Annotated in this window: 24 protein-coding genes and 1 pseudogene; 6 read left to right on the top strand and 19 right to left on the bottom strand. The window is 67.5% G+C overall.

The annotated features are described in order from the left end of the window. Nucleotides 1-431 (top strand): hypothetical protein (locus tag GL263_RS02875; protein WP_228456052.1); only part of this gene is annotated, 431 nt, incomplete at its 5' end. A gap of 75 nt (nucleotides 432-506) precedes the next feature. Here the strand turns inward: GL263_RS02875 and GL263_RS02870 are convergent. Continuing rightward, the gene (locus GL263_RS02870; RefSeq protein ID WP_182853943.1) at nucleotides 507-1,124 is read right to left on the bottom strand and encodes a hypothetical protein; all 618 of its coding nucleotides are present in this window, start codon (nucleotides 1,122-1,124) and stop codon (nucleotides 507-509) included. A 639-nt stretch (nucleotides 1,125-1,763) separates the two neighbouring features. Here GL263_RS02870 and GL263_RS02865 point away from each other — a divergent pair. Next, entirely contained in the window at nucleotides 1,764-2,255 is a 492-nt protein-coding gene (locus tag GL263_RS02865; RefSeq protein WP_182853942.1) for a hypothetical protein, read from the top strand. 581 nt (nucleotides 2,256-2,836) lie between these two features. Here GL263_RS02865 and GL263_RS02860 read toward each other — a convergent pair. The 13 genes and pseudogenes from GL263_RS02860 to GL263_RS02800 form a co-directional block, all read right to left on the bottom strand. Continuing rightward, nucleotides 2,837-3,331: a hypothetical protein gene (locus GL263_RS02860; RefSeq protein WP_182853941.1), complete on the bottom strand. Its 495-nt coding sequence runs from the start codon at nucleotides 3,329-3,331 to the stop codon at nucleotides 2,837-2,839. 47 nt (nucleotides 3,332-3,378) lie between these two features. Further along, nucleotides 3,379-3,840, bottom strand: coding sequence for a hypothetical protein (locus GL263_RS02855; protein WP_182853940.1), 462 nt, complete (start codon nucleotides 3,838-3,840; stop codon nucleotides 3,379-3,381). After that, a complete protein-coding gene (locus tag GL263_RS02850) occupies nucleotides 3,827-5,494 on the bottom strand; it encodes a tyrosine-type recombinase/integrase (protein ID WP_194377065.1) in 1,668 nt (555 codons plus the stop codon). The genes GL263_RS02855 and GL263_RS02850 overlap by 14 nt, the downstream gene beginning before the upstream one ends. Continuing rightward, nucleotides 5,463-5,870 (bottom strand): annotated as a pseudogene (locus GL263_RS29015) (serine--tRNA ligase); the annotation flags it as partial. The gene GL263_RS02850 and the pseudogene GL263_RS29015, both read right to left, overlap by 32 nt. Further along, a complete protein-coding gene (locus GL263_RS02840; protein WP_182853938.1) occupies nucleotides 5,863-6,912 on the bottom strand; it encodes an aminoglycoside phosphotransferase family protein in 1,050 nt (349 codons plus the stop codon). The gene GL263_RS02840 and the pseudogene GL263_RS29015, both read right to left, overlap by 8 nt. A gap of 105 nt (nucleotides 6,913-7,017) precedes the next feature. Then, on the bottom strand, nucleotides 7,018-7,734 hold the full coding sequence (locus GL263_RS02835) for a TylF/MycF/NovP-related O-methyltransferase (RefSeq protein ID WP_182853937.1): 717 nt from the start codon (nucleotides 7,732-7,734) through the stop codon (nucleotides 7,018-7,020). Next, complete coding sequence (locus GL263_RS02830) at nucleotides 7,731-8,693, bottom strand: LLM class flavin-dependent oxidoreductase (RefSeq protein ID WP_182853936.1); 963 nt, start codon at nucleotides 8,691-8,693, stop codon at nucleotides 7,731-7,733. Before GL263_RS02830 ends, GL263_RS02835 begins: the two co-directional genes overlap by 4 nt. Continuing rightward, nucleotides 8,687-9,652, bottom strand: a complete 966-nt coding sequence (locus GL263_RS02825; protein ID WP_182853935.1) for a phosphotransferase — start codon at nucleotides 9,650-9,652, stop codon at nucleotides 8,687-8,689. Before GL263_RS02825 ends, GL263_RS02830 begins: the two co-directional genes overlap by 7 nt. Before the next feature lie 143 nt (nucleotides 9,653-9,795). Beyond that, entirely contained in the window at nucleotides 9,796-10,857 is a 1,062-nt protein-coding gene (trpS, locus tag GL263_RS02820) for a tryptophan--tRNA ligase (protein ID WP_182853934.1), read from the bottom strand. Further along, complete coding sequence (locus tag GL263_RS02815; RefSeq protein ID WP_182853933.1) at nucleotides 10,850-12,886, bottom strand: aminotransferase class I/II-fold pyridoxal phosphate-dependent enzyme; 2,037 nt, start codon at nucleotides 12,884-12,886, stop codon at nucleotides 10,850-10,852. The genes trpS and GL263_RS02815 overlap by 8 nt, the downstream gene beginning before the upstream one ends. Beyond that, a complete protein-coding gene (locus GL263_RS02810) occupies nucleotides 12,886-13,743 on the bottom strand; it encodes a hypothetical protein (RefSeq protein ID WP_182853932.1) in 858 nt (285 codons plus the stop codon). The genes GL263_RS02815 and GL263_RS02810 overlap by 1 nt, the downstream gene beginning before the upstream one ends. After that, on the bottom strand, nucleotides 13,728-14,345 hold the full coding sequence (locus tag GL263_RS29010) for an HAD-IA family hydrolase (protein WP_182853931.1): 618 nt from the start codon (nucleotides 14,343-14,345) through the stop codon (nucleotides 13,728-13,730). The genes GL263_RS02810 and GL263_RS29010 overlap by 16 nt, the downstream gene beginning before the upstream one ends. Next, on the bottom strand, nucleotides 14,342-14,485 hold the full coding sequence (locus GL263_RS02800) for a hypothetical protein (RefSeq protein WP_182853930.1): 144 nt from the start codon (nucleotides 14,483-14,485) through the stop codon (nucleotides 14,342-14,344). The genes GL263_RS29010 and GL263_RS02800 overlap by 4 nt, the downstream gene beginning before the upstream one ends. A 303-nt stretch (nucleotides 14,486-14,788) precedes the next feature. On the opposite strand from GL263_RS02800, the gene GL263_RS02795 reads away from it, so the two are divergent. After that, nucleotides 14,789-16,150, top strand: coding sequence for an NsdA family TPR-like regulatory protein (locus tag GL263_RS02795; protein WP_228456050.1), 1,362 nt, complete (start codon nucleotides 14,789-14,791; stop codon nucleotides 16,148-16,150). Here the strand turns inward: GL263_RS02795 and GL263_RS02790 are convergent. Beyond that, entirely contained in the window at nucleotides 16,147-17,049 is a 903-nt protein-coding gene (locus GL263_RS02790) for an aminoglycoside phosphotransferase family protein (RefSeq protein WP_182853928.1), read from the bottom strand. The genes GL263_RS02795 and GL263_RS02790 overlap by 4 nt on opposite strands. Nucleotides 17,050-17,238: 189 nt before the next feature. Further along, the gene (locus tag GL263_RS02785) at nucleotides 17,239-17,523 is read right to left on the bottom strand and encodes an integrase (RefSeq protein WP_182853927.1); all 285 of its coding nucleotides are present in this window, start codon (nucleotides 17,521-17,523) and stop codon (nucleotides 17,239-17,241) included. 90 nt (nucleotides 17,524-17,613) lie between these two features. Here GL263_RS02785 and GL263_RS02780 point away from each other — a divergent pair, with 90 nt between their 5' ends. The 3 genes from GL263_RS02780 (at nucleotide 17,614) to GL263_RS02770 (ending at nucleotide 20,656) form a co-directional block, all read left to right on the top strand. Then, on the top strand, nucleotides 17,614-18,267 hold the full coding sequence (locus tag GL263_RS02780) for a helix-turn-helix domain-containing protein (protein WP_182853926.1): 654 nt from the start codon (nucleotides 17,614-17,616) through the stop codon (nucleotides 18,265-18,267). After that, the gene (locus GL263_RS02775; RefSeq protein WP_182853925.1) at nucleotides 18,264-19,811 is read left to right on the top strand and encodes a site-specific integrase; all 1,548 of its coding nucleotides are present in this window, start codon (nucleotides 18,264-18,266) and stop codon (nucleotides 19,809-19,811) included. The genes GL263_RS02780 and GL263_RS02775 overlap by 4 nt, the downstream gene beginning before the upstream one ends. Before the next feature lie 554 nt (nucleotides 19,812-20,365). Beyond that, entirely contained in the window at nucleotides 20,366-20,656 is a 291-nt protein-coding gene (locus GL263_RS02770; protein WP_182853924.1) for a hypothetical protein, read from the top strand. 29 nt (nucleotides 20,657-20,685) lie between these two features. Here the strand turns inward: GL263_RS02770 and istB are convergent, their stop codons facing one another. The 3 genes from istB to GL263_RS28150 form a co-directional block, all read right to left on the bottom strand. Beyond that, nucleotides 20,686-21,483, bottom strand: coding sequence for an IS21-like element helper ATPase IstB (gene istB, locus GL263_RS02765; RefSeq protein ID WP_182853923.1), 798 nt, complete (start codon nucleotides 21,481-21,483; stop codon nucleotides 20,686-20,688). Nucleotides 21,484-21,494: 11 nt separating this feature from the next. Further along, nucleotides 21,495-23,111, bottom strand: coding sequence for an IS21 family transposase (istA, locus tag GL263_RS02760; protein ID WP_182853945.1), 1,617 nt, complete (start codon nucleotides 23,109-23,111; stop codon nucleotides 21,495-21,497). A gap of 848 nt (nucleotides 23,112-23,959) precedes the next feature. Beyond that, the coding region (locus GL263_RS28150) for an SRA domain-containing endonuclease (protein WP_228456049.1) at nucleotides 23,960-24,729 on the bottom strand (770 nt) is incomplete at its 5' end.

The following is a 24,729-nucleotide window of genomic DNA, read 5'->3' as shown; positions in this document are numbered from 1 at the left end:
TGGCCGCCCAGCGCGACCCCAAGGCGTCGGCCGTGGCGCTGTCCCGGGGTGAGATCGTGCTGCCGGACGGGTTCGCGGGCCAGTCCGCCAAGCAGCTCCTCGGCCGCGACATCGTCGTCCTGCACACCCCCATCGAGCGCGTCACCACCGGCAAGAACGGCGAGCAGGCCCGCCACGGCGGCGAACCCGAGGAACTCCGCTTCACCGTCACCGCCGTACACGACGACTCCATGGGCAACCTGGACGGACCGGGCACCCAGAGCTGCCCTCGAACCCGGACCAGCTGCCCCGCTTCGGGAGACACACCCCGCTCATTGGCGCGAGAAGCCGTTCGCCTGTCGGCACTCTGTTCTGTGGCGCGCGGCACGCACGTACTCCCTATCTGTCCGTCCGATGTGGCAACGGGTGTATCTCAGCATCTCAGACAGTAGCTGTCCGGCGAACAGAGATCCGCAGTACGCCAACGGCTGGGCCACCATGCGCCAGCCTCATGGGAGTCGGGACATTCACGGGCGGAGATCGCGGGCGAGGGTGGCATCGTGGCGCATGGTGCGGGCAGCGCCGGTGTCCACGTCGTCCTGGTCGTGGTCCTCGCCGCAGGGGCAGATGCTCCACTCGCCCCTATTGATGCGGGCGATCGTTCGGTCGAGCTGGTCGGCGAGCTCGTCCAGTACTCCGACGGGGACCCTGGGGCCGTCCTCCGTCGCGAGGGCGGCGCCGAGCTCGGTGGCCAGGTCCATCAGGTGGGCGGCTGCTCGGCCGTCGTGGTTGGTGGCGGCGTACTTGCCGGCCTGGGCGGCGGCCATCACCAGGCGGCCGAGGGTTCCGAGGTCAGCTGGGACGGTGCGGGCGTCGACGCGGACCGGGCGGACGGCGTGTACGTCCTCCGCTCCGTCGAGCCGTTCGTCGGCGGCCTGCGCGATGAGGTCGGCCACGGCCTCCGGGGTGACGAGGTGAAGGGCCTCTTCCGTGTCCAAGCCGGTCCGCTCGGCGGTGGCGGTGACGACGTGGACGAGCACGCCTTGCAGGGCGGTCGGCTCGACTTCCATTCCCCTGGTCAGCAGGACTGCGCTCGTCTGGGCCGTGAGGCTCTTGAAGGCCACCGTGGTCTGGATCTCGGTCACAGCCCCAGCCTACGGACCGCGTTGTCGAAGGCATACAAGAACGAGAACAAAGGAGAGCGGCCGGGTGGAACACGCCTCGGCCACCCCTGTGCGCGCGCTCTGCGCACATGGCCACCCCTTGGCCACCCCTGCCCGTTCGAGGGCTCCAAGCCGGGTTCGAGCTGAGTGCGCGTCAGCCCGCGTCAACGAGAAAGGCCAGGTCAGAGGGGGTCTGACCTGGCCTTTGAGGGAGCCGCCTAAGGGAATCGAACCCTTGACCTACGCATTACGAGACCGGGGGCGTCCGTGCCGCCACGTGACGCGCTCTCCCGCGAAGTGCCATCGTGCCTGATCAGAGCACGTATCCCGTACATACCACCGCTGCCCCGTGCTGCACCGTCCAAGGGCATCCGGCCACCCCTTGGCCACCCCCGAGGGGCGACGCTCGCCCTCGCGAGGGGGCGCGCCCACGTTGTTGAACCTCGACAGACCCGCTGGCCGGTGGAGTCGAAGGCACCGCCCTCGACGTCGTCGGCTGAGCCGCGCGTTCACAGACACGAAGGACCCGCAGCGGGCGCGTCAAGACAGCTGGTCCCCGCTCCTTGTCAGTGGTGACCCCTACTCTTCCCGCGATCACCGACGAGCGACGGAGAGGCTACCGTGACCACCGACGACAAGACCATGAAGCGCATCGAGGAAGCCATATCGATGCAGCACACAGGCGACCTCGACGGTGCTCGGCATCGGTTCACCGAGATCTGGCAGGAGATCGCCCCGAACGGCGACCCGTTCCACCGCTGCGTGCTCGCCCACTACATGGCCGATCTCCAGCAAGACCCACAGGACGAACTCGCCTGGGACCTACACGCCTTGGACGCTGCCGCGTCGGTAACCGACGACCGGGCCAAACAGCACGACTCCTCCCTCGCCATCCGCGGGTTCTACCCCTCTCTGCACCTCAACCTCGCCGCGGACTTCCACAAACTCGGAGACACCGCACAGGCCCGCACCCACCTGACCCAGGCCCAGGAGCACCTCGACGCGCTCAACGATGACGCCTACGGCCACGGCATCCGTTCAGCGATACAGCGGCTCGCCAGCCAGCTCGCCGAGGAAGACCCCACCACGCCGATGAGTAACAAGACGAAGTAGCTGTCCACGGCACATGGCCTCGGGCGGTCCCAGTGCACGCCACCCGCAGGGCCAATTGAGGACGCCCATGGGCCAAGGACCTCCTCCGACTTCACCCCTGGGAGCCATCGTGCTGGGCCACTGACTGGTGCCAGGACCCAGAGGCGCTGCCAGGCATTCGTCGGCCATCCGAGGACACTGACCATAACCGGAGCTGGAATAATCCTCTGCTGCTCTTGATTCCTCGCTCGTACGATCGGGCGATGCCGGGGAGGACGATGCGCAACCTGAAGGTCTTCAGGGTGAGAGGCGGGCGGGCCACGGAGGTGCCGGGGGTTTCCGCCTCGGTCGAGCGTGAGCTTCAGACGCTGATCGAGGCCAACATGGAGGTCATGCTCGGAATCCGGTTCCTCGGCGACCGAGTACAGCACCGGTCGTCACCGAGGCCGGATCGACTCCCTCGGGCTGGACGAGAACGGGACGCCAGTCATCATCGAGTACAAGCGCTCCCGCGACCAGAACGTCTTCTCTGAACTACCGGTTGGTTCCCGCCGAATGAGCTGTCGAGCTCGGCCAGGCCGGTAGGCGGGGCCTGACGACCCTCAGTGCATCTTCCCGATCTTCAATGCTCGCGCCCGCTCTCCGTGGTTCTCGGGGCGGATTCGCTCGGCCAGGCAGTGCCGGTGGGAGATGAGGGTGTGGCTTCCTGGACCGTCGTTGCTCCGCGAGTCCAGGACGAGGGCGTCTCCACCTGGGCTCAACGTGATCCGTTCACCACAGAAGTCGCAGCTCCAGGCCAGCGACTCCAGGTCGGCAGGCCGGATGCTGAGCCGCACTGATACCGGCGGATGCCAGCGGTGGATTTGCTCGATCACTGCATCGATCTGCGAACCGATGGGTGGAAAGAGCGCGAGTAGTTCGTCATGGCCGCTCGTGGTCCGGGAGAACTGCTGGATCATGTCGATAGAGGCCGACAGGCCCGCGTTCTCGTAACCGACGATCTCAACGACCACACCCCATGGGTGATGGCTGAGGACCGTGGCCTGAACCTTCTGGCCAGGCATGAGCGCCAGACTCTCCGTCTCGAACCTTTCCATGAACCGCTTCCCCATCCTTCAGTCCAGCAGGCCGCGCCTGGTAGCGCTCATGCGCCCGTGTCGTCGACGCCGGAGCCGATAACCGCGCTCAGGGCCCGCAAGGCGTCATCGTATTGGTGACGGTCGAACTGGAACGGACCGAATGCCACGTAGTCGCGGGCCTTGCGGTGCGGTTGCTCGAAGGCGTCCCAGGTCACGAGGTCTGCTGTTGCGATGATGCGGGCCATGAGCGGCCAGCATCCCCACTCGCCGCATTCACAACCGAGAACGGGCGTCTTCGGCCCCATCGCGTTCGTGGACCGTCCGAGGAAGTGGTCCTGCATCGGGCCGAACCGGAAGAACTCCGGCATCAGACCGCCGTAGGCGTCGCCTGCTGGCTGCATCCCGGTCGCGATCTCGAACCCGTCGATCAGCTCGGTGAGTGGTGCTCCGTCGATGCGGGGGACGATCACGAGCGGGCCGCCGTCGCCACGGTGATGGCAGTCGAACCGGATGTCATTGCTGGTCATCCAGTGATTGTGTCAGCGAAGCCGTTCCCTCCGCCTGGGTGGGTTGAGCTGCGGCTATGCGTGGCATGCCGAGGTCGATCGCCGTGCCGCCGGGAGATCGTCGGTCCATTTGAGCAAGCTTGTCTTCGGCGCCAGCCAGGCTGACCTGAAGCCCCTCCACCTCGCCGAGCCATCCTTCGCGTTCGGCCTCGGCGATCCAAGCGAGGAGGTTGTCTCGGATCTCGACGAGCCGGTCGCGTTGGGTGGGGTCGGGCCAGAGCATCGGGCAGCGAACACAGGCGTGTTCGTGGATACAGGGGGTGCCGAAGGCTCGGCCGCATGCGCCGATGGAGACTTTGCGCCGCTCGAAGTGGCCGAGGAATTCCTGCCATTCATCATCGGTGGGGACGCGGTATTCCTCGCTCGGGCGGAGGGATCGGCGACGGGCGAGGAAGGCCATATGCGCCTGGATTGCTTCTTCGGGATAGACGGCCTTGTAACCGAGGGTGACGTTGATTTCCTGGTGGCCTGCGATGACCTGGGCGATGTGCGGTGGCAGTCCGTTGAGGATGGCGTCGGTGATGAACAGGCGGCGGAAGTCGTGCGGTGTGTAGCGCAGTGGGTCGCCGATGGTATCGGTCAGGCCCGTGGCGATGAGGGCCTGGTCCAGCATGTTGCGGACGGTCTCGTCGGTGAATGCGCGGTCCTCGCCGGAGATGCGTCGTTGAAACAGCAACGGGGCTGGCGCCTGCCACTCGCATTCGCGGCGGTCGTAGGAACGGACCAGAGGAACGGCCCCGGAGCTGTTTCGGGCTCGGCAGATGATCGCGCTCAGGACGTCGGCGAGCTCAGGGCTGACCAGCAGCAGCCGCTCGGTGTCCGTCTTCGACGGGACGATCTGAAGGAGGGGGACGAGTTCACCGGTGGTGGGCAGCCGGTATTGGACCAGGCTGTGGTGGCTGAGTTCGAGCAGTTCCTCGATGCGGATGCCGGTGGCTCGCAGGACCTCGACCACGGCCCAGGTCCAGAAGGCCCGTTCGTCCTCGAGTCCCAGATCGCGGCGTTTGCCGGTGTCCGGGTCTTCGGCCCAGATCCGGCCGGCCGTCCCGTGCGGAACCACGGCGCGTACGAGTTGCTGACCGGCTGCGGTGAACACCTCGCCGGGGCTGGTGTGCCGGGCGGCTTCCAGCGTCGCGGCAGCGTCCCTGCGACGCTGGTCGACCGAGCGGACAAGAATCGGCAGCACTGGCAGGCGCTCGCGGGTGCGGGCGTCCACCCTCGCCTTGCGTCGGCGTTGCAGTTTGCGGTGCTCCAACTCGTTAGCTCTCACCGGGCTCGGTGCCACCCACGGGCCCCAGCGGCCGGGCTCTTCCAGGGCCCACTGAGCGATATCGAGGTAGAAGGCCCGCACCTGGGTGAGCGTGTCCCGGTGATTGAGCCTCTCGACCTTTGCGCTCGTGCGCCGGCCGTCGGGACCGGTGACGGTCTTGTCCTTGGTGGCAATCCTCTGCTTCCACTGTCCGATGACGTCCGGGGCGAGGCGGAGGCTGTCGGCATCGGGATGATGCTGCTCGATGTTCTGCCAGAAACACTTGCCGAGGTGGTAGGAGAGGGACCTCAGGCTGTTGTAGTCCAGCGCGGGCTGGCGTTCCCGTGAACGCCGTCGGGTTGCCAACGCGCCGGACCTCGACCGCGAACTCCTCGGAGTCACCGTCGGGAGCCTTGTCGTCCGGCAGGTTCGGGATGCTCAGCAGCAGGTCAGTAAGCTCCGCCTGGACCCGCTCCTGCTCAGCTTCGACGGCCCGGATCTCCTCCTTGATCTCACGGGCCCGCTCCTTGAGCTTGGAGATGTCTCCGCCCTGCTTCGCGGTCTGCTGGACCTTACTCGCCACCCGCTTGCCTTCCGCCCGCAGCTCGTCGGCGGAGCGGATGCTCTGGTTGCGGCGGGACTGAAGGTCCTCCAGCACCGACAGGTCCAGGGAGTATCCGCGACGAGCGAGCCGACGAACCGCTTCGGCACCCATGTCAATCAGGGCGCGGGCATCATGCATGGCGGGGGTCCTTCGTTTCCGGAGGGTGGATGACGGGACCGACGGTAGCAACCGCAGGACCCTCGACAGCGCCTGAAGATGATGGGTCACCCGGGCTGCTGGAGGGCCGCGAGGTGGAGTCCGCCCCGCCGCCGTGGGCGGACAGGGAACCGAGCACGCCTGCCATCTCCTGCGCTCTCGGGTCGTCGCTTTCGAGGTAGCTGAGCAGGCCGTCGAGAGCGAGAGCCCGGCACCAGGGCGCCAGTTCCGGCACGGGGATACGGGAGATCCGCGACGCCATCGCCAACCGGCTGTCGGTTCCCTGCCCAAGTGTGTAGTACACGGTCCAGAACGCCCAGTCGTACACGGCGTCGCCGGCCATCGGCAGTGGGTCGATGAACCGGGTACAGATGGCGCGGTCGAACAGCACGTTCTCCCGGTAGAGGTCGGCGTGCAGCACCGTTGCGCGGGAAGCGTCCGGTTCCAGCTCGGAGAGCACTGCAAGTCCCGCGTCGACCAGCGGTCGCCAGGGGCTTGTGTCCAGTTGCTGCGCCCGCCGCCTCATCCGGGGAAGCATCTCCTCGCCGAGGTGATCGGTCAGGAGCGGGAATCCGCTGGCCTGGCGCCGCCTGCGCCGTCCGACGGTGTGGAGGCCGTGGAGGGCGGCGGCCACCATCGGTATCTCCCGCTCCGGCCGCTCGGCGCCGCCCGCCCGGCCGCCGACAAGTTCCAGGGCGGCCACGGCCAGGTCGTCCGCCGACTCGATGACGCCCGCCGTCGGTCCTCTGGCCCACAGCCGCAACGCGGACATCTCGCGGCGGTATCGGATGGGGTCGGGCCAAGCTTTCAGAAGCAGCGGACGCCCGTCGAGGTCGGTCGCCACCGTGATCACGGAGGCGTGTCCGATGTCGTGGTAGTCAGCGAGCGAGAGTCTCCAGCGATCTGCCGCCTCCTTCAGCAGGCCGGGTGCTCCGTCGAGCCACCGCTCCGCGTCGGGGCCGTAGTGGGCCAGCAGGCGCTGGCGGCACCTGTGAGGAACTTCGTCTGGTGTCCGGTTACGCATCAACTCGGCACCCTCCCCTCGCTTGAATGTCGTCGATCTCCACGTCGTCGACGGAGAAGTGATCAGGTGCATGCCATATCTGCACGAGTTGCTGTCCCGCCGTACTCACGAGGTGGACTCCTGCGTCCTCGTCGGCAGAGCCGCTGGTGGTCTGCGCGGCGAGAAGTACATGAGGTGCCCGGTGTGCGCTGGCTGCTCCAACAGCGTGGCCGGGTGGGCTGCGAGGTACTCGCGGAACGCCCGAGTCTCACCGGGGAAGACCCCGTAGTTGTCCACTACGACGATGCCGTTCGGAGACACCAGGGGCAGGAGCTCCGTGAGGCAGGTGACGGCTGGCTCGTAGAGGTCGGTATCGATCATGAGCAGCGAGATGGCGAGTTCGGGATGGTCGGCGACGTACCGGGGAACCGTCTCGCAGACATCTCCCGGAACGAGCGTCGTGTTCGCATCGAGCCCTCGGCCTCGCCGGCGCAGCGTCGCTCGAAGCTGGTCGGCTCCGATGCACTCGAGACCGGCGACCTTCTCGATGTGGTCGACGATGCGTTGGTCGCTCTCGATGTGAGCACGGGGAAACTCCCCGAACGTGTCGAAGCCGATGAGGGAACGGGTGTGCTCGGTCTCCAGCAGGTGCCGCAGCATCGCCCACATGGTGAAGGACCCTCCGCGGAAGACACCGCACTCGACGATCGCACCAGGGACCTGCCGGATCCGCTGGTAGAGCTCGTGGAGAGCGAGTATCTTGCCGATGCGGCTGGGGCCGCAGGTGAGCAGGAAGTCCTGTTCGTACTGGAACGCCGCCTCGGCGTCGGGCAGGTCGATCACGCTTTCTCCTCCTGGGCGTGTGGCTTCGTGCTGGTGGTGGCTTCGACTCGGCGCGCAGCGGCTGCCAGCAGGTCGATCTGCTCGTCGTCGAAAAGCCCGAACGGCATACCGAGGGCGCACACGACGTGGGCGATGCCAAGGCGCTCCCATGCGGTGAGGCGGTTGCGGACCTCGTCCGGGGTGCCGATCAGCCCTCGGCTGCGCCACGTATCAAAACTGAGCTCGTCGAGGTGGCCTCCGGGTACCCAGTCGCGCAGCCTTGTCCATCGCCTGTGTAGATCCGCTTCGTCAGTTCCGATGACGGTGGTGAGTCCGACCGAGCGGAGCATGGACGCGGTGGGCCTGTGTGCAGAGGTCTGAGCTTCGTTGAGCCGGACGAGACGCCGTCGATAGTCGGCAGGCGTCGGGTCCCAGGCCAGGTTCCAACCATCTGCGACGCGTGCGACGACACGCAGAATGCCGCTGCGCTTCCCGCCTATCCAGATCGGCGGCGCCATGGGACCCAACTCGGCCCGGATCAGTGCGGCCGTCCGCTCTACGCTCGCAAGCCGATCGGCAGTTGCCGGGAACGGGCGACCCACCGCTGCGAATTCGGCGGCGTTCCAGCCGGCTCCAAGGCCGATGTCGAGACGTCCTCCGGCAAGGTCGGCGACCGTCGAGACCTGATGGGCCAGCAGCTCAGGCTCGCGCAGGGGTGCGGGCGTGACAAGGGATCCAAGCCGGATGCGGCGAGTGGTCGCGGCGATGGCGGCCAACAGGGTCCAGCAGTCCGGGGATCGGCGACGGTCACGTGGGGCGACATCGACCCACAGGTGATCCGATACCCATACCTGGTGCAGCCCCGCCCGCTCCGCTCTCTGCGCGTAGTCCAGGGCACTACGTGTCCGCTGAGGCCCGGTTCCGCCGGGACCAGGGAAGAGCCCGTCGTAATGCGGCAAAGCCAGACCGATCGTTACCACGTGGTGCTCCCGTCGGCATGGCGCTGACGCGTGAAGGGCTCCATCAGCGGGTGCGGCTCGTTGGAGTTCGAGAGGTCGAGGATCCGGGCTGCCTCGCCCAGAAGGGGGGCGAGAAGCTGGTGCCTTCCGTCCAAGACGACCTTGGGTATCTCTCGGAGCAGGAGCATCGCGATGTGAGTAGCGAGCGCGACGACGTCCCGCTCAAGTTCGGCGGGCCGACTCATCCGCCGGAACACGTCCACCGCCGGTTCCATCCATCTGGAGAGACTGGCCAGTGGCGGAGGGCTGTAGCTCAACACGAGTGCGGAGCGTGCCGGCGTGATGTTGCCGTATGCGCCAGCGAGGAGGGCCTCGACGTACCACCAGCCGACGAGGTGGCTCGCCATCATGCGCCAGTCCTGGTGGTGCCCGGACCACTCCCAATCCACGAGGTGCCACTGATTCGCGTGATCGAGCAGGATGTTTCGAGGTTGGGGGTCACCGTGGCAGGCGACGCGGACGCTGGGTGCCGGGAGTGCAGCGAGCCGCTCTAACATCCGGTCCAGCGAGCCGTGGTCCGTTCTGTTGACGATGACGTGGCAGCGGCCCTCTGCCGGAAGACCCAGGCTGCGTGCGGAGCGGTACAAGCCGTCGCGAGCACGTCCCAGACGCAGTGCGTGCTTTCTGGTGGCCCGGGAGGGGTCGAAGCCGGGCCGCGCGGACTGCAACCACACGTGGCTGAGTGCCTCGACCACCTCGCGCCATGTCGCGGCTGCTTGCGGGGCGGTCGCGGGACGGAGGGCGACGTCGGCGAGGGTGGTCACCGACGGGCAGTGGCTGATCAGAGTGTCGTAGCCATGGTGATGGCCGGCGAAGAGGACTTCAGGGAGTCTGGCGCCGAAGTAGGGCGCGATGGTTTCGCGGGCCCGCGCCTGCTCGGTGGCAGGCACTCGCGGATTGCGGGCGGTCTTGACCGCCACGAGTGCGCCGTCGGGGCGCCGGACGATACGGACGAGGGCTCCCGAGGAGCCGGTACGGACGATGCGAACGGTGTGGACGGTGCGGGAGCTGAAGGACCGCTCCCGCACCGAGGTTCCAGAAGCCATGTGTTTCCCGGGGTCGGTCAGGGTGTGGTGCGTTCCCTGCTCTTGCGGGCACGCTCGGCCTTGCGGCGCAGTTGGTTGTACGCCGCCGTCAAGCCCATCGCCTTTCGGACTTCGAAGACGACTTGCTGCACTTCCCGGCGTGTGCGCTCGGTACCTTCGACGATGATTTCGTCAACGAGGCCGCTCTGTTCCTCGTAGCGTGCGCGACGCTCCCGAACTGGGTCGAGGAACCGGTTAATGGCGGCAGCAAGCTTGTCCTTGACCTCTACGTCACCGACCTTTCCCGCTCGGTACCTTTCCTTCAGGTCGGCAACCTCTGCGGGGTTGTCGTTGAAGGCGTCGTGGTAGGCGAACACAGGATTGCCTTCCACGGTGCCGGGAACGTCGGCACGGACGCGGTTGGGGTCGGTGTACATACCGGCGACCCGCTTGCGTACGTCCTCAGAGCTGTCGGAGAGGTAGATGACATTGCCAACGGACTTGCTCATCTTCCCCTGGCCGTCGGTCCCCACCAGGGTGGGGACCTCGCTCTCGACTAGTTCGGGGACGGGGAACGTCTCCCCGTAGAGGTGGTTGAACCGCCGGGCGATCTCTCGGGTGACCTCGACGTGGGCGTGGTTGTCCTTACCCACGGGCACGACGTGCGCCTTGACACAGAGAATGTCGGCCGCCTGGAGCACGGGGTAGCCGAGCAGCCCGTACGGCATTTCTTCCTTGCCCGAGTCCCGCGCCATGTCCTTGAGGCTGGGTACCCGCTCCAGGCGGGGAACCGTGACCAGGTTCTGGAACAGGGTGTTGAGTTCACTGACTTCAGGGATCGCCGATTGCAGGTAGAAGGTCGCCCGGGTCGGCTCGATTCCAGCCGCGAGCGAATCCAGGACCATGTCGCGGGCATTGGTGGACACCTTCGCGATATCCTCGCGGGTGTTCTTGGTGGTGAGCATGTGCAGATCCGCGATGATCAGGAACGTCTCGTACTTGTGCTGGAGCTGCACCCGGTTCGCGATGCTGCCCACGTAGTGCCCGAGGTGCAGCTTTCCCGTGGGGCGGTCGCCGGTGAGCATGCGCTGGTCAGTCATGGGGCTGGTGGTCCTTCCAAGGTTCTGCGGGACACCGACAGACGGTGAGGTGAGGTGAGGTCACATTCTCGCCGGTCGTGTCCTGCCGAAGCACCTCGATAAGGGGTTCGACGAACGGCACGTCAATCAAATGGATCTGCATCCAGCCGGGCATGGACCAGCGCCGGCCGTCTCGGAAAGCGGTTCCGGCGTCGCGCAGATGGCGGGCGACCGAGGAGAAGCGGCTGCCGAGATCCATCAGGAGGAAGTTCGCCTCGGTCTGCACGTACGAGATGCCGAGCTCCTGGAGGGCTTCCGTGAGCCGCGCCTGTGCCTCATGACTTGCCTGAACGGTCCGCTGACGGGAGTGGTCATCCATCAGCGCGCTGTGGGCTGCGGCGAGCGCCAGCGAGTCCATCGCGTACGGGAGCCGCTGGGAGCGCAGCCGATCGGCCAACGGCGCGGCTGCGAGTGCGTACCCGACTCGTGCGCCGAGCAGGCAGTGAGCCTTGGACATCGATCCGAACAGGACGGTGCGCGGATAGTGGCTGAGTAGTCGCGAAGCCGGTTCGACCGAGGTGCGCATGAAGTCGGCGTAGACGAGGTCGAGCAACACCGCGGCGTCGTCGGGCAGCGCTTCGAAGAGGCAGTCGAGCAGCTCGGTGACCTGGCCTCCGGCTCCGGAAACGGAGTGCGGGACGTCGATGATGCACATCGTGGTGTCCCGATCGACCCGGCGGGCCAAAGCGGCGGCGTCGTGGTTGAAGGTGCGTGGATCCCAGGTCGCAGGGCTGTAGCGCAGGTGATGGCGCTCCGCGAGCTCTTGGTACAGCTCGAAGGTCGGCTCTGTGGCGACCACGTTTCCGCCGGGTCTGGCCTGGACGCGGAAGAGCCAGTCCATGACCTCGGTGGAACCGTGGCCCACCACGACCTGCTCCGGGTGCACCCGGGACCGTTCCGCGATGGCAGTCTCCAGGTCAGTGGCGGCGCGTGGTGGCGTCCGGTGTAGTCCCCCTACGGCCCGGCTGACAGCAGGTCCCACCTGCGGCGAGGTGCCTGCGTGTGGGGGCGTCCTGGTGGCGGCGCGGAGTCCGGAGACCACTCCGGCTGCGTGGTCTGTCTTGCAGTCCCCGCAGCTCCGACCCGAACGGCATTCGTCCAGCGCACGTTGGGCAGTCTCGGGTCTGCACAGCAGCTCGATCACGGCGAACGCGGAGCACCGCGTCGCGTCCCCACCGCGAGCGCGTTGTTCCTCGACGCTCGCCTGGCCTCCGGTTCGAGAGCGCAGGAACTTGTGCTTGACCGTCGCCTCGTCGTCGTTGGCGAAGATCACGGAAGACGGCTCACGGACGCTGCCGCGCTGCCCTTCCCGCCGAAGGCTTGGGAAGAGCCTGCGGTAGAGCAGCGTCGGAATCCCGACCTTGAGCGTCCGTGCGGCCTGGGGAAGCAGAGCGGAGTGCGTCGCCTGCATGGCATCGACGAGAGCTACGCCTCCCTCCTCCATGCCCTCCGGGGTGTAGAGGAAGAAGGTGAGCATGGTGGCCAGGTCTGTCAGTGCGCTGGCCGGTGTGCTGCCGTCCCAGCCGTAGAGACGGCGCACCCTGTCCAACCTCAACCCGGACAGCGCCTGGTGCTGCCACTGCCGTTGGTCGGAGTTGTACTCGATGAGCTGGTCGGAAACCGAGGCGCCCGCGTAGTGGCGGACCGCGCTGCGGAGGCCGTCCAGGAGGGACGTGGAGCCGGGCGAGGCGTCGAAGAGCAGAAGCTGCCCGCCGTCGTCGACGAGCTGAGCCGCGGTGCGGGCCAGCCCGATGTGGCCCAGATGCAGCCGCCGGCCGGCGAATCCGACACGGACCGGGAAGGAAGCCGAGCGTGGTGTAGGAAGTGAGCGACCGAACGCCTGCGTCGCCCAGACCTCACCGGGGAGTACCGACTCCCCAGCCGCCTCGGAACCGACGACCGGTCGGAGACCGAACTGCCGTGAGCGGCGCGATTCAAGCACGGCGGTCTGGCGGTTGCATGCCGCGTGCCACGCACCCAGGGTCGTCATCACGGAGCTTCTCCCCCTTCGGCGATGCCGTGGAGGAACGCCAAGGCCGCGTGCTGCTCGTGCGGTGCCGCGTGCGTGTCCGTCTTGCGGAAGTACACGTCGGGGAAGCTGGGGTCCGCTTCGTGGGAGACCGCGCCGAAGGCCCAGAACCGGGCCGTGCAGCGGGCGCGTTCCCGGTCGGCGTCGTCGACTGGTGTATGCCCGCTGTACGCCCACTCCCCGCGGGTGCCTGTAGGCGAGATGTACCCTGCCGTCCGGAGTGCTTCGAGGTAGGTGCGGCGCTGGTGCGCCCATACGCGGGCCATCAGCGGTGGGTTACGTAGGAGCCTGGCCAGGTAGCCCGCGGCGTCCGGGTAGAGGTCGAGGAAGGCCAGATGGGCGTGGGCGAGCAACTGGTCAGCGGACCAGGACGCGTCCGGCTGCCCCAGCGCGAGCAACTCGCTGAGGGGCGCCAGGAACCGGGCGGTGTGCTGGGACAGCGACAGGTCACGGCCGGGCCGGTCGGTCACGAAGGGGCCGAAGAGCTTCAGCGTGAAGTAGCCGCCGAACTGGCGTCTCAGCCCGTCGTCGGCAAGGTCACTGTGTGACAGTACGTAGATCGTCACAGGTCTCGCGTCCCATACGGCACTTCGCCGGTGCGGAGCAAGGTGTGGGCTGCCGTTGTGGAGGAGGAACGCGTCGAGGTCGCTGCCCTCCTGGCCTTGACCGATCGGCTGGCTGCCGTAGAAGACCCACTGGCGTTCCTGGCGAGGAACGTCGGTTACGGCGGGTTCCAGCAGGGCGACGAGGTCAGGGATGCGGTCTACGAAATCCTGGCTGATGGCCTCTTGCGTCGGAGCGGTCAGCTTCCCAGCCACGCGTCCACCTCCCTTGTCCAGCCGCCGTCGGCGTCCGCCAGCACACTCCTGACTCCGAGCGACCTTGCGGCAGCGACGTTCGCCGGCTTGTCGTCCACGTAGAGGGTCTGCGCCGGATCAGCGCTGCTGATCAGGCGGTCGTACGCCGCCTGATCCGGCTTGACCGCTCCCGTGATGCTGGAGATCCGCACCGCCGAGAAATGGCGGTCCAGGGCGAGAGCCTCCAGCCGAGGGACAAGCCACTCGTGCCGATGGTTCGAGATCAGCACCAGTCGAGCCTGGTCAGCCCACGAGGGGAGCCGGCCGACCGCCGGCATCGCCTGCATGGCCTGGTCTATTGCTGTGCGCCACGCTGCTGGAGCGCGCTCCACTCCGCAGGCCGCGGCCAGGGAAGTCCAGAAGGAGGCCTCGTCCATGCGGCCGGACCAAAGATCATCACGGAACCGGTGCCTGAACAACGTCGCGATCGCAGAGACGCTGAGACCGCTGGAAGCGGCGACAGCACGGAACAACGGCTCCGTCGGCTCGCCCAGCACGACGCCGCATGCGTCCAGCAGCAGGGTCCGCTCAGGCGGGTGCTGCGTCTCCTTCTGCCCCCTCACGGCGTGCCGCCGAGCTGGGCCGCGTCTTTCAGTTCGCCACGAACGACCAGTTCGATTCCAGCCGATACGTCGCCCGCCGAGCTTGCGGCGATCGCCGGCAGCTCCGTCGACGAGGGAGGGTCCTTACGAAAGCAGCGCATGACGAGGCTCCATCCGTTGGTGAGGAACTTGGCTCCGCCTCCACGCCCTGTGTGGCGCGAGCGGAGGGGCCGAGCGACGGCTGAGTGGTCGGCGCCAGGCCCGAGGTTGCCGCGTGCTCTCGCGGCCGGTGATGTAACTCTCTCCAGACAGCCGCGACTTCGGGAGCGTGTACGAGGGGGTGCACTTGTGCACTCCCTGTGCGAACCCCCTGCGCCGCCGCTCTGGCCTGCGTAGAGTGACAGCACGTCAAGCTGCCACTACGACAGCACTCCGGGGGTCCGATGACAGCGCGGAACGCCCGGTTGGCCGCGCTCATGCAGGAAGCCGACCTCTCGCACAAGTCGCTCGCCCGTGCGGTAATCGCTGCAGCCGCTCTGTCCGGCGAAAGCGCCGTCTGCGACCACACGTACGTCAGCCGCTGGCTCAAGGGCTCGATACCGCGCGGGAACATGCCGCAGTTCATCGCGGACGCCGTAGGGCGCAGGCTGGGACGTCGCCTCACCATCGATGACATCGGGATGGGCACCGCTGCTGTGTCCGCGGTTCAGCCCCACCTCGGGCTCGACTTCGCCGACCGCCCTGAGGTGGCTGCCAGAACGGCAGCGGACCTGTGGCGGGCAGACCTTGCCGAGGCCGAGTCGCTGGTGCGGGCACAGATGGATACCGCTGCGGGGAACACCGCTGCCCTGCGGTGGCTCGTCGCCCCGGCGGGCGAGGAGCTGACGCAAGTCGGTGACCGGGCTATCGGCGCCACGGACGTGGAGATGGTTCGCTCGACCACCGAAGCGTTCAGCATGCTCGACGGAAGGTTCGGCGGTGGTCACGCCCGACGCGCTCTGATCCAGTATCTGCACACGGACGTCCGGCCGATGCTCGACGGCAAGTACTCCGACGCAGTGGGCAAGCAGCTGTACTCGGCTGTGGCCGAAGCACTCCTGCTCGCTGGATGGATGTCGTACGACAGCTGCCTGCACGGCATCGCTCAGCGATACTTCATCCAGGCCCTTCGCATGACAGGGGCGGCCGGCGACAGACGCCTGGGCGGGAGCGTCCTGTCCGCGATGAGCCATCAAGCCACGTTCACGGGTCGATATCAGGACGCTGTGTCACTCGCCCGGGCCGCGTACACAAACCCCTCCGCGAATCTGGGGCCTACGATGGCCGCCCAGTTCCGAGCGATGGAGGCGCGGGCACTGGCTCGCCTCGGCGACGAAAGAGGCTGTGACCTCGCCCTGGTGGAGGCAGAGCGCCGACTCAGCGAAAGGACAGCCGACAGCGACCCGCCGTACATCTCCTACTTCGACGAAGTGGAGCTGGCCGCCGAGATCGGCCACTGCTTCCGCGACCTGGGGCGCTCCGCCGAAGCGACGGAGCGGGGCGCTGGCTCCCTCTTCGGCGACGACGCGAACACCCGCAGCGACTTCTTCGCGACGATGGTGCAGGCCGAGGCGTACATCAACCAAGGCGAGGTCGGCCATGGCTGCGAGGTCGCTCTGAACGCGCTGAGTCTCGGTGAGGGTCTGAAGTCTGCTCGCTGCCTGCAGTACGTAAGGGAGTTCCGGGACCGCGTGACGGACCGAATGCGGCGGGCCGCGGAGTTCCGCGACTTCGCGGCCCGAGCCCGTGGCTTCCGCCTCTGGAACGATGCCGGCGGAGCTGGCTAGAACGGTGCCCAACCCCGCCTTGAACTGCCGGAGCGCAGCGTCTCGACGCGCTTCTCGACTTCCGCGGCCGCACGCGCGTCCGCACCGGCGTTCTGTGAGAGCCAGGTGACCATCAGCAGCTCCCGGATGCTCCGGAGCACGGTGTAGCCGGGCCACCGACGGATGTCGAAGCCGTAGCCGTCCGCGAAGTCGGTGTACTCGGCTTCCGTGTGCCACCCGAAGCTGTCGTAGTACATGGCCGTCTGTATGAGGTCCCACTCGCGGGGGCCTCTCGCGAAGCCGTCCAGATCGATGACCCTCGGGCGACCTTCCGCGTCCCGCAGGACATTGCCGATGTTGAAGTCCCCGTGCAGGTGTCCCGGCGGAAGGACAAAGTCGAGCTTCCGGTACTCGGCCGTCAGCTCCTCGGCCAGACCCGCGAGGTACGTGCGTGTCTCGACGCGGATTTCAGCGCCTTCCAGACGCTTCTTCACCTTGTCGAAGGGGTGAAGCTCGGGTAGGTCAAAGGGCGGCGGTTCCAGTCCGTGGAGTCGCCGCAACAGCTCGCCCATCTCCCGTGTACTGGCGTACTTCTCGCCGTCGGCCAGCCCTCCCCAGAAGGTCACGGGGTGCCCCTCGACGACGACAGGCTGTTCGGCGTCCGTGGCGAGTCTCGCCGACGGGTAGTCCACAGCTTCGAGCCACCGCGCCACAGCGACTTCTCGGCGCACGGACGGTAGACGGTCAGCGTGGCGCCCGACGCGGGACACGACTCGCCCACCAGCGACACGGAACACCGCGTGGTCTCCGAGCCGCACCATCTCGACCCCGTCAGCGACCAACCCGGCCAGCGCACAGGCTCTGAGCAGGATGTCCTCTGCCGCCGCAGAGTCGAATGCGGTTCGCTCGTGCGTCGTCACGCTGCCTGACCTCCTGTGCCGCCGACAAACGAGTACGTTCCGCCTTCACGACGGACCGTATCCGAATCCCAGCACACGCGCTGCGGCCAGGAACAAGCCATACCTCCGGGCCTCGCTGAGCGACTCCGCGAAGAAGACGACGCCACTCCGTGCAAGGCCACACAGCCCTCCCGCGCTCGAAACGGTCGGCTACGCGCAGAGCACGTTGTCGCTGTTGCCGGCCGTCCGCCCGCTCGGATGTGGCTTGGTGTCGATGCTCAGGACGCGGAGCAGGTCGGCGGTGATCACGCGGTAGGCGTTGCCGAGACGGAGGATCTTGACGGGGTACTGGCCGCGCTTGGCCAGGGCGTATCCGGTGCTGCGGCCGATCGACAGCGCGCGGTTCGCGGTGTCGAGGTCGATCGCGGCGGGCAGGGCCAGCTGCTCCTCACGGGACATGCCCTCGCCGGCGGTTGCCCCTCGCGGTGTGGTCATGGTGCTCTCCGATCGTCCGGGTTCTCAGCTGACGGAGAACAGCTATCACGAATGTTGCGGCAACACTTTCATCATGTACGAATTGCATCCATGGCAAGTGATGCATGGTCCGCCGAGCTGACCGCTCGGGTGGCCGAACAGATCCGCACGGCCCGCACCGCCGCCGGCCTCACCGTGGCACAGACCGCGGACGCCTGCGCCGCCCTCGGCGTGCCCGTCCCGAAGACCACGATCACCAACCTCGAACTCGGTCGCCGGGCCTCGGTCGACCTGGCGGAGTTCCTGGTGCTGGCCAGGGCCCTGGACGTGCCGCCGATCACTCTGCTGTTCCCCCTCGGCAAGGCCGCGACCGTCGAGCTCGTGCCGGGGCAGTCGGTCTCGACGTGGGAGGCGCTGGCCTGGTTCACCGGCGAGGCACCCGCCGCCGACGCCCCGGCGCCTGAGGGAAGCGCCCAGCATCTCCTCGACACCTTCCGCGCCCACAGCGACGCCGTCGCGACCGCCGCCGCGTCGACCAGGCTGGCCAAGGAGCGCCGTCGCAAGGCCACCGCCGCACCTGACCCAGCTCGGCGCGCCGCCCTGCTGGAGGCCGCAGCCGCCTACGAGGCACTGGCCGCCGAGGACTGCCGGGAGCTGCGGGACTTTCGGCGGCGGATGACCGGACTCGGCCTTGTGCCGCCCCCGCTGCCGGAGGCATTGGCGTCGGTCGACGAGGTGGCGGACGTCGCGGGAGAGGATGGATGAAGAAGGGCTCGACCAGCAGGCGCTGTTCCTGCCGTAACCCGGCGACCGGTACGGCGTACGGCAAGAGCTGCCCCAAGCTCACCAACCGGCGGCATGGCGCCTGGAGCGTCTTCCAGGAGTTGGAGCCGCGCCAGGACGGTACCCGCCGCCGCTTCCGCCGCTCCGGCTTCGCGACGTCGACCGAGGCCAACGAGGAGCTGGGCAAGGTCCGCGCGCTCCTCTCCATCCCGGAGGAGGACGACGCGGCGGGACGCCTGGCCATCAGCGACCTGCTGGAGGAGTGCTCCACCAAGAAGGAGCCCCTCCCCGACTACGACGAGACGCGCCGCCGCTTCAAGGTGGGCGAGCCGCTCAACTCCAAGACGACGGTCGGCGAGTGGCTTGATGAGTGGCTTGCTGGGCGTAAGCGGCTCCGCCGTACCGGCGTGGCGCGGTACGAGGTGGATATCCGGGTCCACCTCAGGCCCCACCTGGGCCACATCCGACTCGACAAGCTCCGCGTCCACCACATCAACGCGATGTTCGACGCGATTAACGAGCAGAACATCGAGATCGAGGAACAGAACGCCCAGCGGCGGGCCGCGATAGCGGAGTTGAAGGAGATCCCGTGGAAGGGCGCGGAGAACCGTGCTTGCCGCAAGCAGCTCAAGGCGGCCATCGACCAGATGCCGCCCTTCCGCCGCATCACCGGCCTCAACACCCAGCCGCACATCAAGGCGACCCTGCGCGCCGCGCTGAACGTCGCGATCGCCCAGCAGCGGATGCCGAACTTCAACCCGGCCGAGCACGTCGAGCTGCTGCCCGGCACCAAGCCCAAGGCGCTCGTCTGGACCGACGAGCGCGTCGCCCGCTGGCAGGAGACCGGGGAGAAGCCCTCCCCGGTGATGGTCTGGACGCCGGAGCAGACCGGCTGCTTCCTTGACCACATCGAACACCACCGGCTGAAGGTGATGTGGCGGCTCATCGCGCTCCGAGGACTCCGACGCGGCGAGGGGTGCGGCCCGCGCTGGGTGGACCACGACTACGCGAGCTCCTCGCTGGCCGTGGCGACCCAGCTGGTCCAGGACGGGTGGGAGGTCATCGAAGGCGCCCCCAAGACCAACAGCGGCATCCGCGTCATCGCCCTCGACGCAGAAACCAACGAGGAACTCAAGGCCCACCGCGAGCAGCAGGAACGGGACCGCCTCGAATGGGGCGACGCCTGGGTGGAGACCGGCCGCATCTTCACCGAGGAGGACGGCTCTCTGCTCCACCCGGGCAAGGTCTCCGACCTCTTCGAACGCCTCGTCGCCGAGGCCGGCCTGCCGCCCATCCGCCTCCACGACCTACGGCACGGCGCCGCGACGCTGATGCTCGCCGCCGGAGTGGACGTCAAGGTCGTCTCCGAGACCCTCGGCCACAGCGACACCCGCATCACCCGGGACATCTACCAGGCCGTTCTCGACGACCTCGCCCGCGCCGCCGCCGAAGCCGTCGTCCAACTTGTGCCGCGCACCCGCGGACAACGCCACCTTCACGCAGTCCCTGACCAGACAGCAGGCTGACGGTCGGCGTCTCGTCCACGCTGCGCCCTTCGGCCCCCGGCCGTGGTAATGGTGAGCTCGCGGAAGAGGCCGCCGACGAGCTGGCTTACGCGGTCGACCTGGCTGCCCGCCAGGTCGACCGGGCGAACGCTGCCGGGATCCGGGACACGGCGGTCGAAGCACTCACGAGCGCCGAGATCACCAGCGCCGTCCAAGTCTCGATAGGCGGCGGTTGCCGGGTCTGGCTGTCGCTCGCTTGTCCGGGCTCTGGCTGCGTAGGTTTCAAGCGAGAGCACTTGTCGGTGGGTTTCGGCATCACGCCGTGACCGAAGAGCCCGTGAATGTTGGTGAGAAGTAAGAGCGCCCCCAGTGGCAGGGAGCTCGATCGTGCGTGCGGAGCCAGCCTCGCTCGTGGCAGGATGACGGCATGTTGATCAGAAAGGGCGATGCCGCGTAGGCGCCCGAAGGCCGTCCGTGCTGAGCGGTGGCGGCCTCGCAGACATGTTGTAGTTCGGCGGATCCGGGGTGTTTCCGCAAGGACTCGTGCAGCTGTCCGCCGCGTCGAGGACGAGCGGATGTGGCCTGGTGCAGTTGCTGACGCGCTCGCTCGTTTCGAGTGGGCGTTCAGGCAACCCGGCCGTTATCTGAACGCTTCCCAGGTCTGGCAGCCCGGACTGGAGGTGGAGTATGCCCGCGATGATCTGGAAGAGGTCATGCTTCACCTCCCTCACGGTGCCCGGCGCGATCTCGGCCGGCTGATTGCTCGTATCGACGATGAGTTCGAGCGTCGCACTCTGCCAAACCCTGGGCCGGTGAACGCCTTCGCGGTGGGCGGCTGGTGGTGGTCAAGGATCCGTGAGCGCTGACGATGCTCACGGAGCCTCGTGCGCCCAGGTCAGCTGGTGGCCAGCTGTTGTTCGGCGCGTGCTCGGGTGGTGGCGAGGCGGTAGGAGTCGGTGCCGGTCTCGATGATGTTGCCGCCGAAGGTGAGGCGGTCGACGATGGCCGCGCAGAGCCTGGGGTCGGTGAAGGTCTTGGTCCAGCCGGAGAAGGACTCGTTGGAGGCGATGGCGACGCTGTTCTTCTCCTCGCGTTCGGTCAGGACCTGGAAGAGGAGTTCGGCGCCGCGGCGGTCGAGTTCCATGTATCCCAGCTCGTCGATGCAGAGCAGGTCGACGCGGCCGTAGCGGGCGATGGTCTTGGTCAGCTGCTTCTCGTCGGCGGCCTCGACTAGCTCGTTGACCAGCTTCGTCGCCAGGACGTACTTGACCCGGTGGCCGGCCATCGCGGCCTCGGTGCCGAGCGCGATCAGCAGGTGAGACTTGCCGGTGCCGGAGTCGCCGATGAGGCAGAGCGGCAGGCCCTTCTTGATCCATTCGCATTTGGCGAGGGTGTGGACCATGGCCGCGTCGATGTTGGGGTTGGCGTCGAAGTCGAACTTGCGCAGCGACTTGTCGCGGGGGAAGCCGGCTGCCTTGATGCGCCGCTCGGATCGGCGGCGGGCCCGGTCGTCGCACTCGGCCAGGAGGAGCTCGGAGAGGAAGCCGAGGTAGGACATCTGCTCGCGGCCGGCGGTTTCGGCGAGCTCGGGGAACTGGGACCGGATGGTGGGCAGCCTCAGCATCCGGCATGCCTGGTCGATCGCGGCCGTGGCGGCCTGCTCGGTGAGTCCTCGCTGGCGGGGGATGGACACGCGGTTCTCCTTCAGGGGGTGGGGCGGTCGCGGCGGAGCCGTAGGAGCTGGTCGTAGTGGGCGACGGAGGGCAGGGGGCGTTTGTCGGGTGGCAGGCGGGCCCGGACGGCAGCCGGCAGCGGGGCGATGCTGGTCCGGCTTCCTGCTGATGGTTCTGGGGCCTCGGCAGGGGCGGTGTCGGCGTCTGCTGCCTTGCGGGCTTCAAGAGCGACGGCGTCCGCCGTCAGCGCCCCGGTCTTGAGGGCGGCGGCGAGTCCGGTGACCAGGTGCTCGTGCGGTAGGTGCCGGCCGAGGAGAAGGACCTCGATGAGCGCGCGGGTGCCGTCCCGCTGGCCGTGGGCCTTGACGGCAGCGTCCCACCAGGCGTCGTGGACGGGAGTGAACCGGCCTGCGGAGCGGGCCTGGTCGAGCGCGGTCGCTCCCGGGAGGGCGCCGGGCTTGCGCACGAGAGCTTCCAGATAGTGGTCCAGTTCGAGGCGGGTGCCGCCTTTGGCGATCAGCCGCTCATGCCGGGCAACCTCCTCTCGGCCGTCATAGACGACCAGCTCGGAGGCATGCAGCATCGCTCGGACGTTCCGGCCGATCAGCCGGACCGGCACCGAGTAGCGGTTGGTGCGGACGCTGATCTGGCTGTAGCGGTCGACCCGCAGAGTGAAGAGCCGGCCCGTCTCAAAGGGTTCCTGCGGTAGCGGCGCCAGCAGCGGCTGCTCGGCTGCGAAGTACTCGCCGATCGTGCGAGGACGGGACCGGATCCGGCGGTTCTCGTCCTCCTGGTCCCACCGGTCGATCAACGCGTTCAGCTCGGCGAGCGTCGCAACCTCGGGCACCGGGACGAGGTGGTTGCGGCGGAACCAGCCGATCTGCCCCTCGACCCCGCCCTTCTCGTGGGCGCCGCGGATTCCTGGCTGGCAGTAGAGAGCTTCCAGGCCGTAGTGGGAGCGGAACGCCGTCCAGCGCTCGGCCTCGACGCGATGCCGGGAGAAGCCCAGCACCTGGGCGACAGCGGCCCTAAGGTTGTCGTAGCGGACCTTCCCGGTCGGCACCCCGCCCAGCGTGTTGAGAGCGTGGACGTGGCCCTCGAAGAACGCCTCCTGACCTGCCGAGGCGAAGATCCGGTGGACGGCCTTGCCCGAGTAGGACAGCCGGAACGCGAACAGGTAGCAGGTCACCACCTCGCCGGCAAGCCGCACCGTCACGTCGCCGAAGTCGACCTCCGCCTCCGCCCCGGGCTTATGGGTCTGCGGGACGAAGGCTTCCACCACGCCCCGTCCGGCCTGGACCCGGATCTCCTCACGGCGGTCAGCGACGTAGCCACGGACCATCTGGTACGAAATCTCGTCCGCACCGTGCTCGTCCAGCAACCGCTCGAAGATCCGCTTCACCGTGTGCCGCTGCTTGCGCGGCGCATCCAGGTCGGCCCGCAGCATCTCGTCGATCAACGGCTTGTACGGATCCAGCCGTGTTGGCCGCGGCGGAAGCTTCTTCCGTGGCTCCGGCCAGGCCGACGTCAACGCCTTCTGCACGGTCAGGAACCCGACACCGTACTTCCGCTGAAGAGCACGGCTCGACAGACCAGCCTTCGCATCACGGCGGATCGCCGCGTACAGATCGACCTTGGACTTCGGCAGCACCCGGGCCCCCTCGTCGTGCAGAGCACAACCATGGTCCCGAAGCAAGCACCCAGGCGCTCTCAAAACTCAGCGACATCACTCTCCCGTGGACGAGGGCGCTCTCCACGCTGAGTTACAGGCGCTCTCGTAACTCACCAACAAAGCCAGGGCTCGCTGAGCCGTGCGCTGCTAACGGGGAACCGCTCCAAGTTGTGCGAGCCTGCACCAGCCGCCTGGGCTACATCCGGGAGTATCACTGACGAGCCCTTGCGCGGCAGCGCTCGCCACCTGCTGCGCGACCGCCGCGGGGCCGGCGGGGCGGGACGGCCGAGTGACGGCCGAAGCCTCGACCTCGGCCGTCGAGCATGCGCCGCGATACACAGGCTGTCACTCCAGCCGAGGTGTACCGCGGCGCCGACTCGTAGCCCTACGGGCGGATCCACAACGTGCTCGCGCCATCTGCACTCGCGCTTGAGCGTGAGCTGTACGGACGCGGTCCAGCCCATCTATTGAGAAGACCTGCTCCTCATCGCAACGTCCGCCGCACCGGGAACGCTCCCTCGGCTAGGTTCGGCGGCGTGAGTCCTGCCGCTCGAAGGCTACTAGGAAGGGTGCGACGAAGCTGGAAGCCTCGACGGGCGTCCGATCACCCAGCAGAACCAAGAGAACGCCCGCGGTGAGGACACCGCCGTACATCGTTGTGCGCAGCACCATGGGTGCGCGTTCCTTGCCATGCTCAGACATACTGATGGTGCTCCTGTTCTGTCGAAGGACGTGGAGTACAGGCCACCCGCCTCGTTTCCTAGGCGCCGCGGGTGGCTTGTTGCTTCCAAGGTTGCTCGGGTGGCTTCCAGCGCAAGGTGGAGTCACCCACCGCTGCTCTCGGTAAAACCACCCCCCTCTTGCCAAATGATCTTTACGCCCAGGGCGCGGCATAGCTCGAGGATGTCGGCTGAAGGCTTGGCCGGCAGGAGCAAGCCCAGTGCGGGTTCGGGAGAGAGGAACCGTCGGTAGTCGAAGAGCTGACCGATGGCCAAACGCACAGCTTCGCGATGCAGGGTCCCCTTCGCCTCGATGAGTCGATTCGTCGAGGTGTCATACAGATCGGTTCGATGCGGCCGCGGCTCACCGGGGATCTGAATCAGCTGCCGTGCGACCCGATGGCCATGACGTTGGAGATGGTCGGCGTACTCATAAATGAGGTTGGCCTCCCGGCGCTCCGCCTCGCCATATGCGTGGCCCGAAGCCGATACTGGAGATCGTTCGTCAGCGATGATGTCGTTGACCACCTGTACGGAGTACTCCTCCGCAGGGGTACGCGCCAGGCGGGGTCCCCGGGGTTCTGCCTCGGCCACAGGGGCAACTGGCTCCAGTCGGAAGACGATCACTGTACGTGCCTCCCCGTGGGCGTCGACTCCGTCGATGCGGTACCACGGCTGTATCTCGGAAAGCCGGTACTCCCCGAGATACTCGAAGGTTGTCTGCGCGACATGCTGGAACAACCTGAGGGCTCGCCCGTCTCGCCGGTGGTTGAGAACGGCAAGGTTTCCCTGTGTCAGGGTCTGGTCGCCCCGTTGGCCCTCGCCGCTGTAGTGGAAGCAACCGTCATCGCCCCACCCGTCCCACGGTGCCTGGC

The sequence above is a fragment of the Streptomyces durbertensis genome, assembly GCF_014156695.1.
GTDB classification, from domain to species: Bacteria; Actinomycetota; Actinomycetes; order Streptomycetales; family Streptomycetaceae; genus Streptomyces; species Streptomyces durbertensis.
The sequence above is the reverse complement of the archived record's forward strand: the minus strand, read 5'-3'. Positions and strand labels throughout refer to the sequence as shown.

Excerpts from the sequence above, each read along its gene's own strand:
- GL263_RS02860 (WP_182853941.1), bottom strand. The coding sequence starts at position 3,331 with ATGGAAAGGTTCGAGACGGAGAGTCTGGCGCTCATGCCTGGCCAGAAG.
- GL263_RS02855 (WP_182853940.1), bottom strand. The coding sequence starts at position 3,840 with ATGACCAGCAATGACATCCGGTTCGACTGCCATCACCGTGGCGACGGC.
- GL263_RS02840 (WP_182853938.1), bottom strand. The coding sequence starts at position 6,912 with ATGCGTAACCGGACACCAGACGAAGTTCCTCACAGGTGCCGCCAGCGC.
- trpS (WP_182853934.1), bottom strand. The coding sequence starts at position 10,857 with ATGACTGACCAGCGCATGCTCACCGGCGACCGCCCCACGGGAAAGCTG.
- GL263_RS02815 (WP_182853933.1), bottom strand. The coding sequence starts at position 12,886 with ATGACGACCCTGGGTGCGTGGCACGCGGCATGCAACCGCCAGACCGCC.
- GL263_RS02800 (WP_182853930.1), bottom strand. The coding sequence starts at position 14,485 with ATGCGCTGCTTTCGTAAGGACCCTCCCTCGTCGACGGAGCTGCCGGCG.
- GL263_RS02785 (WP_182853927.1), bottom strand. The coding sequence starts at position 17,523 with ATGACCACACCGCGAGGGGCAACCGCCGGCGAGGGCATGTCCCGTGAG.
- GL263_RS02780 (WP_182853926.1), top strand. The coding sequence starts at position 17,614 with ATGGCAAGTGATGCATGGTCCGCCGAGCTGACCGCTCGGGTGGCCGAA.
- GL263_RS02775 (WP_182853925.1), top strand. The coding sequence starts at position 18,264 with ATGAAGAAGGGCTCGACCAGCAGGCGCTGTTCCTGCCGTAACCCGGCG.
- GL263_RS02770 (WP_182853924.1), top strand. The coding sequence starts at position 20,366 with ATGTGGCCTGGTGCAGTTGCTGACGCGCTCGCTCGTTTCGAGTGGGCG.